This window comes from Ramlibacter tataouinensis TTB310 (genome assembly GCF_000215705.1).
GTDB classification, from domain to species: domain Bacteria; phylum Pseudomonadota; class Gammaproteobacteria; order Burkholderiales; family Burkholderiaceae_C; genus Ramlibacter; species Ramlibacter tataouinensis.
Genome location: NC_015677.1, coordinates 1,825,712 through 1,840,478, shown reverse-complemented (window position 1 = coordinate 1,840,478; position 14,767 = coordinate 1,825,712). Strand labels below are relative to the sequence as shown.

The window sequence follows — 14,767 nt, the reverse complement described above, 5'->3', positions numbered from 1 at the left end:
CCGCCGCACGCATGCGGCGACAGGTCCGCCGCGAATGTCTGCTATCCGAAAAGGCGCGTGACGTCGTTGAAGAGGGCGATGGACATCATGACCAGCAGGACCGCGACGCCGCCCCGCTGCAGCCGTTCCATCCATGCCTGCGAGACGCCCCTGCCCGTCACCGCCTCCCAAAGATAATACATCAGGTGCCCGCCGTCCAAGACCGGCAGCGGCAGCAGGTTCAGCACCCCCAGGCTCACGCTGATCAGGGCCAGGAACACCAGGTACTGCGTGAGGCCCAGGCTGGCGGACTTGCCCGCGTAGTCCGCGATCGTCAGCGGTCCGCTGAGGTTCTTCAGCGAGGCCTCGCCGATCACCATGCGGCCCATCATGCGCAGCGTCAGCAGCGACACCTCCCAGGTGCGCACCGCGCCCGCCCACAGGCCGTCCAGCGGCCCGCGGCGCACTTCCACCATGGCCGGCGGCGCGCCGACGTAGGCGCCGATGCGCCCGATGGTGGCCCCGTCGTCGTCGACCGCGTCCGGCGCCACCCGCAGCTCGATCTCGCGGCCGTCGCGCTCCACCCGCCAGACGTTCTCCATGGGCCGGCCACCCTGCACCTGGGCACGGATCAGCTCGCGCAGCTGCTGCCCGTCCACCACGGCCTGGCCACCGACGGCCCGCACCGCGTCGCCCTGGCGCAGACCCGCGCGGTCGGCCGCGCCGCCCGGCACCACCTCGCCGATCACGGGCCGGGTCCACGGGCCCAGGATCCCGATGCGGCGGAACAGCTGCGCGTCCGCCTCCTTGGCATCCACGCCGCTGAGCGGCAGCAGCACGCCGGCCTGGCCCTGGCCGCCCAGCTGCAGCCGCACATCGCGGCCATCGAGCGCGCCGCGGGTCAGCAGCCAGCGCAGGTCCTCGAAGGATTCGACCGGCCGCAGCGGCTCGCCTTCGAAGGCGGCCGCCTCCACCTGCTCGCTGCCCCGCAGGCCGGCCTGCGCGGCCACCGAGCCGGCCACCGGGCTGGCCAGGATGGCGCGCGGCTCCTGCACGCCCCACCAGCTGACCACCGCGTACAGCAGCACCGCCAGCAGCAGGTTGGCCGCCGGCCCGGCCGCCACGATGGCGGCGCGCGACTTGAGCGGCTGCGTGTTGAAGGCCAGGTGCCGCTCTTCGGGCGCCACCGGCGCTTCGCGCTCGTCCAGCATGCGCACGTAGCCGCCCAGCGGGAAGGCGCCGATCACGAACTCCGTGTCCTGGCCGGGCCGCTGCTTGCGCGGCTTCCAGCGGTACAGCGTCTTGCCGAAGCCCACGGAAAAGCGCAGCACCTTGACGCCGCAGGCCACCGCCACCCGGTAGTGGCCGTATTCGTGCACGGCGATCAGCAGGCCCAGGGCGACGATGAAGGCAACGACGGTGAGCATGGGCGAATCCTCGTGAAGGTGTCAGGGCAGCCGCGCGATCCCGGCTTCGGCGGAGCGGCGGGCACGGCCGTCCAGCTCCAGCAAGTCGCCCAGCGCCCGCGGCTTGGAGACCGGCACGGCCTCCAAAGTTGCAAGGTTGAGCGCATGGATCTGGTCGAAACGGATACGCCGGTCCAGAAAGGCCGCCACCGCCACCTCGTTGGCGGCATTGAGCACCGCCGTGGTGCCGGCCGGCGCCCGCAGGCAGTCCCAGGCCAGCTGCAGTCCCGGGAAGCGGTCGCGGTGGCCGCGGCTGTCGACCGCTTCGAAGCTCATGTCCGCCAGGCGCGAGAAATCCAGCGCCTGGGCGCCCGAGGCCACCCGTCCCGGCCAAGCCAGGCCGTAGGCGATGGGCACCCGCATGTCCGGCGTCCCAAGCTGGGCCACCACCGAGCTGTCCCGGTACTGCACCATGGAGTGGATCACGCTTTGCGGATGGATCACCACCTCCAGCCGCTCGGGCGGCAGCCCGAACAGGTAGCGCGCCTCGATCACCTCCAGCGCCTTGTTCATCATGGTGGCGGAGTCCACCGAGATCTTGCGGCCCATCACCCAGTTCGGGTGGGCGCAGGCCTCCTCGGGCGTGACCTGCCGCAGGCTGGCGGGGTCGCGCGTGCGGAACGGGCCGCCCGAGGCGGTGAGGATGATCTTCTCGACGCGTTCGTCCCAGCTCGCCGGGTCCTCGGGCAGCGACTGGAAGATCGCCGAATGCTCGCTGTCGATCGGCAGCAGCGTGGCGCCGCCCTCGCGCACGGCCGCCAGGAAGACCTCGCCGCCTACCACCAGCGCCTCCTTGTTGGCCAGCAGCAGGCGCTTGCCGGCGCGGGCGGCGGCCAGGCAGGACGACAGCCCGGCGGCACCGACGATGGCGGCCATCACGATGTGGACCGCCTCGTGCGAGGCGACAGCGTCGACCGCCGACGGCCCCACCTCGACGCGGGTGGGAAGGCCATGGGCCTCCAGCTGGCGCGCCAGCTCGCGGCCCGCAGCCTCGTCGGCCATCACCGCGACCTGCGGCCGGAAGCGCCGGCACTGCGCCAGCATCTCGTCCACCCGGGTGGCGGCGCACAGGGCGAACACCTCGAAGCGGTCCGGGTGGCGCGCCACCACGTCCAGCGTGCTGGCGCCGACCGAGCCGGTCGAGCCCAGGACGGCGATGCGTTGCTTGTCCATGCGGATCAGAAGGAAGCCAGCATCATCGCCAGCGGCAGCGTCGGCAGCAACGCATCCACGCGGTCGAGCACGCCGCCATGGCCGGGCAGCAGGCCGCCGGAGTCCTTGGCGCCGGCGCTGCGCTTGATCAGCGACTCCACCAGGTCGCCCACCACGCTCATGGCCGCCAGGAACAGCACGGCCAGCACCAGCAGCCACCAGCCGCGCTCGGCCAGCCGGCTGAACAGGCTGGGGACGGCGGCACCCAGGCGGCCGTCCGCCGCGGCCCAGGCCAGGCCCAGCAGCACCACGCCGGCCATGCCGCCCCACACGCCCTCCCAGCTCTTGCCGGGGCTGATCGCCGGTGCCAGCTTGGCGCGGGTGAACTTCAGGCCGAAGCGCTTCCCGGCGAAATAGGCGAACACGTCCGCCACCCAGACCAGCACCAGCACCGACAGCAGGAAGTTGATGCCGACCACGCGGGCCTGCGCGATGGCCAGCCAAGCCACCCACAGCGCCAGCACGCCGCCGGCCAGGCGCAGCCAGGCCGGCACCCGCGGCCAGCCCGCCACCCCGGCGCGCAGCATGAACCCGCCAGCCAGCACCCAGGCCGCGCCGGCGCCCACCCACAGCAGCGGCAGCGGCCGCGACAGCCAGCCGGCGCCCCAGGCCGCCACGCACAGCCCGACGCAGATCACGGCGGCGGCCACCGAGGCATCCTTGGCCAGCCCGTTGAGGCGTCCCCATTCCCAGGCGCCCGCGCCCAGCAGCAGCAGCGTCACCAGGGCAAAGGGCGCCGGGTCGGGCCAGAACAGCGCGGGCAGGAGGATGGCCAGCAGGACGACGGCCGTGATCACCCGCTGCTTCAGCATGGATGCGTCAAGCAGCCTTCTTGCTCACCGCGGCAGGCGTGAGCTGCTCGGACGTCTTGCCGAAGCGGCGCTCCCGGCGGGCGAAGTCGGCGATCGCGGCGTCCAGCGCCGCGGTGTTGAACTCGGGCCAGAGCTTGTCGCTGAAGTACAGCTCGGAATAGGCGGCCTGCCACAGCAGGAAGTTGCTGATGCGCTGCTCGCCGCCGGTGCGGATCACCAGGTCGGGGTCGGGCACATGGGCCAGCGCCATGGCGGCCGACAGCGTGGCCTCGTTGATGGGCTTGCCCTCGTCCGCCAGGCGCGCGGCGGCCTGCGCCATGTCCCAGCGGCCGCCGTAATTGAAGCAGACGTTGAGCACCAGGCGCGTGTTGGCGGCGGTGGCGGCCTCGGCCTGGCTCAGCCCGGTCTTGACCTTGGCCGGCAGCTTGGAGCGGTCGCCCACGAAATGGATGCGCACGCCCTCGGCCTTGAGCTGCGGCACCTCGCGCGACAGCGCGATCGCCAGCAGTTCCATCAGGCCCGAGACCTCGTCGGCCGGCCGGTTCCAGTTCTCCGAGGAGAAGGCGAACACGGTGAGCACCTTGACGCCGCGGTCGCCGCAGTGCCGCACGCAGGCGCGCAGCGCATCGACCCCCATCTTGTGGCCAGCCACGCGCGGCAGGTAGCGCCGGGTGGCCCACCGGCCGTTGCCATCCATGACGATGGCAATGTGGTGCGGCACCGCGCTCATCGGCGGCGACCTTGAGCGGCGCTGGGCCGTCCCAAGCCGCGAAGGCCCCCTCGGGAGGCAGCGAGCCACACGCAGTGGGGGAGCGTGGGGGCCGGTTTCATACCGCCATGATCTCTTGTTCCTTCGCGGCCACCATGCTGTCGATCTCGGCGATGTGCCTGTCGGTGACCTTCTGGATGTCGGCCTCGGAGCGCTTCTGGTCGTCCTCCGACGCCTGCTTGTCCTTGACCAGCTTCTTGACGTGCTCGTTGGCGTCGCGGCGCAGGTTGCGGATCGCGATCTTGGCGTTCTCGCCCTCGTGGCGCACCAGCTTGGTCATCTCCTTGCGGCGCTCCTCGCTCATGGGCGGCATGGGCACGCGGATCAGGTCGCCCATGGAGGCCGGGTTCAGGCCCAGGTCGCTCTCGCGGATGGCCTTCTCGATCTTGGCGCCCATGCCCTTCTCCCAGGGCTGGACGCTGATGGTGCGCGCGTCCAGCAGCGAGACGTTGGCCACCTGGCTGATCGGCATCATGGAGCCGTAGTAGTCCACCTGCACCGTGTCCAGCAGCGCCGGATTGGCCCGGCCGGTGCGGATCTTGGTCAGGTTGTTCTTGAAGGCGGCGATGGACTGGTCCATCTTGGCCTGCGTCGTCTTCTTGATCTCGGCAATCGTGCTCATGGTTGCGTCTCTCCTGTCAGGCGTAGACCAGGGTGCCCTCGTCCTCGCCCATCACCACGCGCTTGAGCGCGCCGTTCTTGAAGATGGAAAACACCTTGATCGGCAGCTTCTGGTCGCGGCACAGCGCGAACGCGGTGGCGTCCATGATGCCCAGGTTCTGGTTCATGGCCTGGTCGAACGACAGCTGGTTGTAGCGCGTGGCCGACGGGTCTTTCTTGGGATCGGCGGAGTACACGCCGTCGACCTTGGTCGCCTTGAGCACCAGCTCGGCGCCGATCTCCGCGCCGCGCAGCGCCGCCGCCGTGTCGGTGGTGAAGAACGGGTTGCCGGTGCCGGCGGCGAAGATCACGACCTTGCCCTCTTCCAGGTACTGCAGCGCCTTGGGCCGCACGTAGGGCTCGACCACCTGCTCGATGGCAATGGCCGACATCACCCGGGCGATCAGCCCCTGCTTGTTCATGGCGTCGGCCAGGGCCAGCGCGTTCATCACCGTGGCCAGCATGCCCATGTAGTCGGCCGTGGCCCGGTCCATGCCCACCGCACCGCCGGCCACGCCGCGGAAGATGTTGCCGCCGCCGATGACCACCGCCACCTGCACGCCCATGTGCACCACCTCGGCCACCTCCTGCACCATGCGAACGATGGTGGAGCGGTTGATGCCGAAGGCGTCGTCGCCCATCAGCGCCTCTCCCGACAGCTTCAGCAAGATGCGCTTGTGGGCCGGCTGGGCGTCGGGCATGGGAGGGGCTCCTGGAATGAACGGGTGGAGTGTAGCGGCGTTGCCGTGGACGGTGGCGGCCGCGCGGCCGCCTTTTACCTCAGGCCGTGCTCTTGGCGGCGGCCACCTGCGCGGCCACTTCGGCCGCGAAGTCGTCGACCTTCTTCTCGATGCCCTCGCCCACCACGTACAGGGTGAAGCCCTTGACGGTGGTGCCGGCGGCCTTGAGCATCTGCTCGACGGTCTGTTTGTCGTTCTTCACGAAGGGCTGGTTGAACAGCGACACCTCCTTGAGGTACTTCTGCACCGAGCCTTCGATCATCTTGGCGGCGATGTCGGCCGGCTTGCCGGATTCCTGGGCCTTGGCCGTGGCCACCGAACGCTCCTTCTCGATCAGCTCGGCCGGCACGTCGCTGCTGGCCAGCGCCACCGGCTTCATCGCGGCCACGTGCATGGCCACGTCCTTGGCGGCGGTGTCGTCGCCCTGGTACTCCACCACCACGCCGATGCGCGTGCCGTGCAGGTAGGAAGCCAGCTTGTTGCCGCCCGAAAAGCGCTTGAAGCGCCGGAAGCTCATGTTCTCGCCGATCTTGCCGATCAGGCCCTTGCGCACGTCTTCCAGCGTGGGGCCGAAGCCGTCCTGGCTGTAGGGCAGCGCACCCAGGGCCGCCACGTCCGACGGATTGTGCCGGGCGACCAGCTCGGCCGCCGCGCGGGCCAGGGCCAGGAAGCTGTCGTTCTTGGTGACGAAGTCGGTTTCGCAGTTGGTCTCCAGCAGCGCGCCGGTCGTCCCCTCGATCCAGGCGGACACCACGCCTTCGGCCGTGACGCGGGCGGCGGCCTTGCCGGCCTTGTTGCCCAGCTTGACGCGCAGGATCTCCTCGGCCTTCTCCAGGTTGCCGCCGGCCTCGGTCAGGGCCTTCTTGCACTCCATCATCGGGGCGTCGGTCTTGCCGCGCAGCTCGGCGACCATGCTTGCGGTGATTGCAGCCATTTCTTCTCTACCTTTCAACAGATTGGAAAAAGGGGGCCCGAGAGCCCCCTTCCTTCGGAGATGTCCCGGGGATCAGGCGTTGGCGCCCTCTTCCACTTCCACGAACTCGTCGCCGCCGTCGGAGACGGCCTTGACCACGTCGTTCATGGCGCTGGAGCGGCCCTCGAGGATGGCGTCGGCGATGCCGCGGGCGTACAGGGTGACGGCCTTGGAAGAGTCGTCATTGCCGGGGATCACGTAGTCGATGCCCTCGGGCGAGTGGTTGGAGTCGACCACGCCCACCAGCGGGATGCCCAGCTTCTTGGCCTCGGACACGGCGATCTTGTGGAAGCCCACGTCGATCACGAAGATGGCGTCCGGCAGGCTGTTCATGTCCTGGATACCGCCGATGTCCTTCTCGAGCTTCTCCATCTCGCGCTGGAACATCAGCTGTTCCTTCTTGCTCATGGACTCCAGGCCGGCTTCCTGCTGGGCCTTCATGTCCTTCAGGCGCTTGATCGAGGTCTTGACGGTCTTGAAGTTGGTCAGCATGCCGCCCAGCCAGCGCTGGTCGACGTAGGGCACGCCGGCGCGCTTGGCTTCGCTCGACACGATCTCGCGGGCCTGGCGCTTGGTGCCCACCATCAGGATGGTGCCGCGGTTGGCCGACAGCTGCTTCACGAACTTCATCGCGTCCTGGAACATCGGCAGCGACTTTTCCAGGTTGATGATGTGGATCTTGTTGCGATGGCCGAAGATGAAGGGGGCCATCTTGGGGTTCCAGAAGCGCGTCTGGTGCCCGAAATGGACACCGGCTTCCAGCATTTCACGCATGGTTGCGGGCATGAGTTTTTCCTAAGGTTGGGTCTAAAATCCGCCCCGAAATCAGCGCCTCGAAAAGGCCCCGACACCTTGTTGGGAAGGATTCGCGAGTTTTGACTTTGCTGATGACGCTTGGCACGCGCGTGCCAGCGCCCAGCAAAGCCGTGAAATTCTAGCATGAGCCCCCACGCCCAACCGCCGCACGACCTCATCGCCACACTCGAGCGCATCCGCGCCGGACGCGGCAGCACCGCCGCCGAACTGGACCGCGCCCTCGAGGCTGCGGACTCCCCGGTCTGCGCCCCCGCCTTCCTGAAAACCTTCCGTGACCAGGCCCTGCAGCAGGCAGCCGACCCGGCCCGGCAGGCGTTGCCGCTGGGCGGCCTGCCGGTCTCGGTCAAGGACCTGTTCGACCTGGCCGGCCAGCCCACGCCCGCCGGCTCGCGCGTGCTGGCCGACGCGCCTGCCGCCCAGCGCGATGCGCCCGCCGTGGCCCGGCTGAAGGCGGCCGGCGCCACGGTGCTGGGCCGCACCCACATGACCGAGTTCGCGTTTTCCGGCGTGGGCACCAACCCGCACTTCCGCACGCCGGCCAATCCGGCGGACGCGGCGACGCCGCGCATACCGGGTGGCTCGTCCTCGGGCGCGGCCGTGTCCGTGGCGGGCGGGGCCGCCTTCATCGGCCTGGGCTCGGACACCGGCGGCTCGATCCGCATCCCGGCGGCGCTGTGCGGCATCGTCGGCTTCAAGAACACCCAGCGCCTCACGCCCCTGGAAGGTGCCCTGCCGCTATCGGCCACCCTGGACACGGTCTGCGCGATGACGCGCTCGGTGCGCGACGCCATCCTGGCGCACGAGATCCTGGCCGGCCGCCAGGTGGTGCGCAGCACGGCGCCGCTGCGCGCGTACCGCCTGGCGGTGCCGTGCACGCAGATGCTGGACGGGCTGGACGCCACGGTCGCCGCCGCCTTCGAACGGGCCCTGGACCGGCTGCGCAGCGCCGGCGCCACGGTGCAGGAGATCGAACTGGACGCCATCCGCGACCTGGGCAGCATCCAGGCCACGGGTGGCTTCTCGGCGGCCGAAAGCTTCGCCTGGCACCGCAGCCTGCTAGAGGCACGCGGCGACGGCTACGACCCGCGGGTGCGGGCGCGTATCGAACGCGGCGCCGGCATGAAGGCGCACGAGTACCTGGAACTCATCCGCGCCCGGCGCGACTGGATCGCCCGGGTCGAGGCTTCGCTGCGGGGCTTCGACGCCGTGCTCTCGCCCACCGTGCCCATCGTCGCCCCGCCCATCGCGCAGGTGGCGCCCGGCGACGCCTCGCGTGACGAGGCCTTCTTCCGCGTCAACGCCCTGCTGCTGCGCAACCCCAGCGTGGTCAACATGCTCGACGGCTGCGCCATCTCCATCCCCTGCCACGGCGCCGGCGAGCTCCCGGTGGGGCTGATGATCTGGCAAAGTGCGATGCGCGACGACACCGTGCTGAACGTCGCGCAGCAAGCCGAGACGGCACTCGCTTCCATCACCAGGCCCTAAATGAAGATCGCCATCGTGGGCGCCGGCATCATCGGCGTCACCACGGCCTACGAGCTCGCCGCCGACGGGCACGAAGTCACCGTGTTCGAGCGCCGCGGCGCCGCCGCCGAGGAGACCAGCTTCGCCAATGCCGGTGTGGTCGCGCCCGGCTATGTGACGCCCTGGGCGGCGCCGGGCATGCCGGCCAAGGCCATGCGCTCGCTGTTCAGCCGCCATGGCGCCGTCAAGCTGGCCTGGCCGCTGTCGGCGCGCGAGCTGGGCTGGATGTGGGCCTGGTGGCGGGCCTGCGACCCGGCGACCTACCTGGCCAACCGGGCCCGCCTGCAGCGCCTGGCCTTCTACAGCCGCGCCCGCATGCACCAGCTGACCGAGACGCTGCAGCTGGAGTACGACTGCAGCCCCGGCTACCTGGTGCTGCTGCGCTCGGAGAAAGAGCGCCAGCTGGTGCACGCCGGCCTGCCGGTGCTCAAGGAAGCCGGGGTGCGCTTCAAGGAGATCTCGCAGGAGGCGGCCCGCGCGATCGAACCGGCGCTCAACCCCGACACCGAGTTCGCGGGCGCGGTGCACCTGCCCGACGACGGGGTCGCCAACTGCCGCCAGTTCGCGCTGCTGCTGCGCGGCCAGGCCCAGTCGCTGGGCGTGCGCTTCGAGTTCAACAGCGCGGTGGCGCCGCTGGAGCGCGCCAACGCCGCCGTGCTGCGCGTGTCCACGGGCGGCCAGCCGCCGCAGGAGCGCCCGTTCCAGGCGGTGGTGGTGTGCGGCGGCGCCGATTCGGCCGACCTGCTGCGGCCGCTGGGGCTGCACATCCCGCTGGCGCCGGTGTACGGCTATTCGGTGAGCGCGCCCATCCGCGAGCCGCTGAACGCGCCCCGCAGCGCGCTGATGGACGAGCGCTACAAGGTCGCCATCACCCGGCTGGGCAACCGCGTGCGGGTGGCCGGCAGCGCGGAGATCGGCGGCCGGCTCGAGCGCAAGAACCCGGCGGCCATCCAGACCTTGTACAAGGTGCTGCACGACTGGTTCCCGGGCGCGGCCCAGCTGGCCAACACGGGTTCGGCGGTGCAGGAGTGGAAGGGCGCCCGGCCCATGCTGCCGGACGGCCCGCCGCTGCTGGGCGCCACCGGCATTCCCGGCGTGTGGCTCAACCTGGGCCACGGCTCCAGCGGCTGGGCCCTGGCCTGCGGCAGCGCGCGTGCCGTGGCCGACCTGATGGGGGCGCGCCCGCCCGACGTGGACATCGAAGGCCTGGGCGTGGAGCGGCTGTTCGCCTGAGCCCGGGGCGGCCTCACAATGCCGCCATGCAACGCATCGCCCCGGGGCCGGCCTGGCCCCTGTTCGACGCAGCCGCCACGCGCGCGGTGGAGACTGCCGCAGCGGCCGGCCTGCCTCCGCACACGCTGATGCAGCGTGCCGGCCTCGCGGTGGCGCGGCTGGCGCTGGCCATCGCGCCCCATGCGCGCACCGTCTGGGTGGCTTGCGGCCCCGGCAACAACGGCGGTGATGGCCTGGAAGCGGCCCTGCACCTGCGGCGCTGGGGCAAGCAGCCGGTCGTGACCTGGCTGGGCAACGAGATCGACGCGCCGCCCGATGCGCTGGCCTCGCTGCGGCGCGCCCGCGAAGCCGGCGTGCCGCTGGCTGCGCAGCCGCCGCAGGACTGCGACCTGGCCATCGACGCGATGCTGGGCATCGGCCAGCGGCGCCCGCTGGAAGGCCCGGGCGCCGCCGGGCGGCAGCGCCTGAGCGCAGGCGCCTGCCCGGTGCTGGCGGTGGACCTGCCCTCCGGCCTGAACGCGGACACCGGCCACGGCGACGCCGTGTGCGCCACGCACACGCTCAGCCTGCTGACGCTCAAGCCGGGCCTGTTCACCGCCGGCGGGCGCGACGCGGCCGGCCAGGTGTGGCTGGACGACCTGGGCGTGGAGCATGCCCAGCCGCCCACCGCCTGGCTGGCCGGCGCGCCACAACCCGCGTCCCGGCCGCATGCCTCGCACAAGGGCAGCTGGGGCGACGTGGCCGTGATCGGCGGCGCGCCGGGCATGGGGGGCGCCGCGCTGCTGGCGGCCACGGCGGCCTTGCACGCCGGCGCGGGCCGGGTGTTCGTCGGGCTGCTCGACGATGCGCGGCCGGCCTACGAAGCCAGCCAGCCCGAGCTGATGCTGCGCGCCTGGGACAGCCTGGACCTGGCGGGCATGCACGTGGCCTGCGGCTGCGGCGGCGGGCAGGCCGTGCGCGACGTGCTGCCGCGCGTGCTGCTGCAGGCGCGCTCGCTGGTGCTGGACGCCGACGCGCTGAATGCCCTGGCGGCCGTCGCCGCCCTGCGTCCGCTGCTGCAGGCGCGGGCGCGCCATGGCGAGCAGGCGACGGTGCTGACGCCGCATCCGCTGGAAGCCGCGCGGCTGCTGGGCTGCACGGTGGCCGAGGTGCAGGCCGACCGGCTGGCCGCGGCCTACACGCTGGCGGTGCGGCACGGCTGCGTGGTGGTGCTCAAGGGTTCGGGCACGGTGGTCGCCGAGCCGGCCGGCGTGCCGTTGATCAATCCCACCGGGAACGCACGCCTGGCCAGCGCGGGCACGGGCGACGTGCTGGCCGGCCTGGTGGCGGCGCGGCTGGCCGCCGGAGCTGCGCCGTTCCAGGCGGCGGCCGGCGCGGTGTTCGACCATGGGCTGGCGGCGGACCGCTGGCCCCAGGGCGAGCCGCTGGTGGCCTCCGCCTTGGCCGGCCGCGGCTTCTGGAGCCGCAGCGGCCCCTAGCCGGAGCTCGGCGTTCAGCCGCGGCCGACGAAGGGCATCTTGGTGGCCATCACGGTGTGGAACAGCACGTTGGCCTCCAGCGGCAGGTTGGCCATGTACAGCACCGACTGGCCGACGATGGACACGTCCATCAGCGGCTCGACCGCGATCTCGCCGTTGGCCTGCGGCACGCCCTGCGCCATGCGCGCCGCCAGCTCGGTGGCGGCGTTGCCGATGTCGATCTGGCCCACCGCGATGTCCCACTTGCGCCCGTCCAGCGAGGCCGCCTTGGTCAGGCCCGTCACCGCGTGCTTGGTGGCGGTGTAGGCGATGGAACCCGGACGCGGCGCGTGCGCCGAGATCGAGCCGTTGTTGATGATGCGGCCGCCGCGGGGCTGCTGCGCCTTCATCACGCGGAAGGCCTGCTGGATGGCGTAGAACATGCCGCTGAGGTTGGTGTCGACCACACGCTTCCAGTCCTCGATGGCGATGTCCTCCAGCGCCGCGCCGCCCAGGCCCATGCCGGCGTTGTTGAACAGCAGGTCGACGCGGCCCCAGGCCTTGACCGTGGCCTCGAACAGCGCCGCGACCGAAGCCGCGTCGGTGACGTCGGTGGGCACGGCGAGGGCGCGGCCCGGCGCACGCGCCTCCTGCGCCACCTGCTCCAGCGGCTCGCGCCGCCGGCCGGCGATGGCCACGCGCCAGCCGCCGCCCAGCAGCGCCAGCGCCGCCGCCTTGCCGATGCCGGTGCCGCCGCCGGTGACGATGGCCACGCGGCCGGCGGACGGGGGATTCGATGCCATGGGGTCTCCTTGTCGTCGTAGGATGGCGCCGCTCAGCGCCGTTTGCTGCCGCGGCCCTTGCCCTTGGCGGCGGCCGTCTTCACCGCCGACTTGAGCGCCTGGATCGGCGAGCGTGCGCGCTCGCCCGGCGCTGCCGCCGCGGTCTTGCGGCTGGCCCGCTTGGCCGTGCCCTTGGACGAGGCGGCCGGGCCGGGCGAGGACACGCCCTTGTCCTTCATCGCGCGGGCGATCAGTTCCTCGCCCTCGCGCACCAGGCGGAAGTCGATCTTGCGGCCGTCCAGGTCGACCCGGCTGACCTGCACCCGCACCCGCGTGCCGATGGCGTAGCGGATGCCGGTGCGCTCGCCGCGCAGCTCCTGGCGCGCCTCGTCGAACTTGAAGTACTCGCCGCCCAGTTCGGTGATGTGCACCAGGCCCTCGACGTACATCGCGTCCAGCGTGACGAAGATGCCGAAGGTGGTGGCGGCCGTGACCACGCCGCCGTACTCCTCGCCCAGGTGCTCGCGCATGTACTTGCACTTGAGCCAGGCCTCGACGTCGCGGCTGGCCTCGTCGGCGCGGCGCTCGTTGGCGCTGCAGTGCAGGCCGGCGGCCTCCCAGGCCTGGATCTCGCGGCTGGGCGGCGCGGCGGGCTTGCGCAGCTTCTGGCCCGGCGCGGCGACCCGGCTGGCCAGGCGCCGCGCCAGCTTCTCGTGCGCCTCGCCGGGCGTCGGCAGCGCCGGCAGCTCGTAGCGCCGGCCCGCCAGGATGGCCTTGATCACCCGGTGCACCAGCAGGTCCGGGTAGCGGCGGATCGGGCTGGTGAAGTGCGTGTAGGCGTCGTAGGCCAGGCCGAAGTGGCCGCTGTTGATCGGCGTGTAGATCGCCTGCTGCATGGAGCGCAGCAGCATGGTGTGGATCTGCTGCCCGTCCGGCCGCTCCTTCACCGCCTCGGCGATGCGCTGGAATTCGGCCGGCTGCGGGTCGTCGCTGATGCTCAGGCCCACGGCCATCGCCTTGAGGTAGCTGCGCAGGATCTCCTTCTTCTCCGGCGTGGGGCCCTCGTGCACCCGGTACAGGCCGGGATGGCCGCTTTGCTGGATGAAGTCGGCGCTGCAGACGTTGGCGGCCAGCATGGCCTCCTCGATCAGGCGGTGCGCGTCGTTGCGGGTGCGCGGCACGATCTTCTCGATGCGGCCGCTCTCGTCGCAGACGATCTGGGTCTCCACCGTCTCGAAGTCCACGGCGCCGCGGGCGTTGCGCGCCTTGAGCAGCACGCGGTAGACGTCGTGCAGGTTCATCAGGTCCTGCACCCGGTCCTTGCGGCGCTGGGCTTCGGGGCCGCGGGTGTTGGCCAGGATGGCGGCCACCTCGGTGTAGGTGAAGCGGGCATGGCTCCACATCACGCCCGGGTAGAACTGGTAGGCGGCGATCTCGCCGGTGGCGGCGATCAGCATGTCGCACACCATGCACATCCGGTCGACCTCGGGGTTGAGCGAGCACAGGCCGTTGGACAGCTTCTCCGGCAGCATGGGGATCACGCGGCGCGGGAAGTAGACGCTGGTCGCGCGGTCGTAGGCGTCGATGTCGATGGCGCTGCCGGTCTCCACGTAGTGGCTGACGTCGGCGATGGCCACCAGCAGGCGCCAGCCCTTGCCGCGGCCGACCCTGGCCGGCTCGCAGTACACGGCGTCGTCGAAATCGCGCGCATCCTCGCCGTCGATGGTGACCAGCGGCACGTCGGTCAGGTCGACCCGGTGCTTCTTGTCCTGCGGTCGCACCTTGTCGGGCAAGGTGCGCGCCAGCGCGATGCAGGCCTCGGAGAACTCGTGCGGCACGCCGTACTTGCGCACCGCGATCTCGATCTCCATGCCCGGATCGTCGATCTCGCCCAGCACCTCCTTGACGCGGCCCACCGGCTGGCCGTACAGGCTGGGCGGCTCGGTGAGTTCCACCACCACCACCTGCCCGGGCTTGGCCGTGCCGGTGGCGCCCTTGGGGATCAGCACGTCCTGGCCGTAGCGCTTGTCCTCGGGCGCGACCAGCCATACGCCGGACTCGTGCAGCAGGCGGCCGATGATGGGCTGCGGCGGGCGCTCGACGATCTCCAGCACGCGCCCCTCGGGGCGGCCCTTGCGGTCGTGCCGCACGATGCGGGCCTTGACGCGGTCCTTGTGCAGCACGGCGCGCATCTCGTTGGGCGGCAGGTAGATGTCGCTCTCGCCGTCGTCGCGGACCACGTAGCCGTGGCCGTCGCGGTGTCCCTGGATCACTCCCTCGATTTCGTCGAGCAGTCCGCTGCCCATCTGCACTGAATTTTTAATGTTAGAATCCTGTTCTTTCC

13 protein-coding genes are annotated in these 14,767 nt (G+C 71.2%); 3 read left to right on the top strand and 10 right to left on the bottom strand.

The genetic code is table 11. The features are described from left to right. Positions 1 to 41: 41 nt before the first annotated feature. From rseP to rpsB, 8 genes are all read right to left on the bottom strand, one after another. Entirely contained in the window at positions 42 to 1,406 is a 1,365-nt protein-coding gene (gene rseP, locus RTA_RS08975) for an RIP metalloprotease RseP (protein ID WP_013901072.1), read from the bottom strand. 21 nt (positions 1,407 to 1,427) lie between these two features. Next, entirely contained in the window at positions 1,428 to 2,618 is a 1,191-nt protein-coding gene (locus RTA_RS08970; protein WP_013901071.1) for a 1-deoxy-D-xylulose-5-phosphate reductoisomerase, read from the bottom strand. 5 nt (positions 2,619 to 2,623) lie between these two features. Beyond that, positions 2,624 to 3,469: a phosphatidate cytidylyltransferase gene (locus RTA_RS08965; RefSeq protein WP_013901070.1), complete on the bottom strand. Its 846-nt coding sequence runs from the start codon at positions 3,467 to 3,469 to the stop codon at positions 2,624 to 2,626. Between the two features lie 7 nt (positions 3,470 to 3,476). Next, entirely contained in the window at positions 3,477 to 4,199 is a 723-nt protein-coding gene (gene uppS / locus RTA_RS08960) for a polyprenyl diphosphate synthase (protein WP_013901069.1), read from the bottom strand. Between the two features lie 97 nt (positions 4,200 to 4,296). Further along, complete coding sequence (gene frr / locus RTA_RS08955; protein ID WP_013901068.1) at positions 4,297 to 4,860, bottom strand: ribosome recycling factor; 564 nt, start codon at positions 4,858 to 4,860, stop codon at positions 4,297 to 4,299. Between the two features lie 16 nt (positions 4,861 to 4,876). Next, positions 4,877 to 5,599 (bottom strand): UMP kinase, encoded by a 723-nt coding sequence (gene pyrH / locus RTA_RS08950; RefSeq protein ID WP_013901067.1) that lies wholly within the window; start codon positions 5,597 to 5,599, stop codon positions 4,877 to 4,879. A 79-nt stretch (positions 5,600 to 5,678) separates the two neighbouring features. After that, positions 5,679 to 6,572 carry a translation elongation factor Ts gene (tsf, locus tag RTA_RS08945; protein WP_013901066.1) on the bottom strand — a complete coding sequence of 298 codons (894 nt, stop codon included), beginning with the start codon at positions 6,570 to 6,572 and terminating at the stop codon, positions 5,679 to 5,681. 72 nt (positions 6,573 to 6,644) lie between these two features. Continuing rightward, complete coding sequence (gene rpsB, locus RTA_RS08940) at positions 6,645 to 7,397, bottom strand: 30S ribosomal protein S2 (protein WP_013901065.1); 753 nt, start codon at positions 7,395 to 7,397, stop codon at positions 6,645 to 6,647. Between the two features lie 153 nt (positions 7,398 to 7,550). Between rpsB and RTA_RS08935 the strand changes: the two genes are divergently transcribed. Genes RTA_RS08935 through RTA_RS08925 form a run of 3 tightly spaced genes read left to right on the top strand, consistent with a single transcriptional unit; the run spans position 7,551 to position 11,662 of the window. Continuing rightward, positions 7,551 to 8,912 (top strand): amidase, encoded by a 1,362-nt coding sequence (locus tag RTA_RS08935; RefSeq protein ID WP_013901064.1) that lies wholly within the window; start codon positions 7,551 to 7,553, stop codon positions 8,910 to 8,912. After that, complete coding sequence (locus RTA_RS08930) at positions 8,913 to 10,184, top strand: D-amino acid dehydrogenase (protein WP_013901063.1); 1,272 nt, start codon at positions 8,913 to 8,915, stop codon at positions 10,182 to 10,184. 26 nt (positions 10,185 to 10,210) lie between these two features. Beyond that, positions 10,211 to 11,662, top strand: a complete 1,452-nt coding sequence (locus tag RTA_RS08925; RefSeq protein ID WP_013901062.1) for a bifunctional ADP-dependent NAD(P)H-hydrate dehydratase/NAD(P)H-hydrate epimerase — start codon at positions 10,211 to 10,213, stop codon at positions 11,660 to 11,662. Positions 11,663 to 11,676: 14 nt separating this feature from the next. Here the strand turns inward: RTA_RS08925 and RTA_RS08920 are convergent, their stop codons facing one another. Further along, the gene (locus tag RTA_RS08920; RefSeq protein ID WP_013901061.1) at positions 11,677 to 12,444 is read right to left on the bottom strand and encodes an SDR family oxidoreductase; all 768 of its coding nucleotides are present in this window, start codon (positions 12,442 to 12,444) and stop codon (positions 11,677 to 11,679) included. A gap of 32 nt (positions 12,445 to 12,476) precedes the next feature. After that, positions 12,477 to 14,729: a ribonuclease R gene (rnr, locus tag RTA_RS08915; RefSeq protein ID WP_013901060.1), complete on the bottom strand. Its 2,253-nt coding sequence runs from the start codon at positions 14,727 to 14,729 to the stop codon at positions 12,477 to 12,479. Positions 14,730 to 14,767 lie beyond the last annotated feature (38 nt).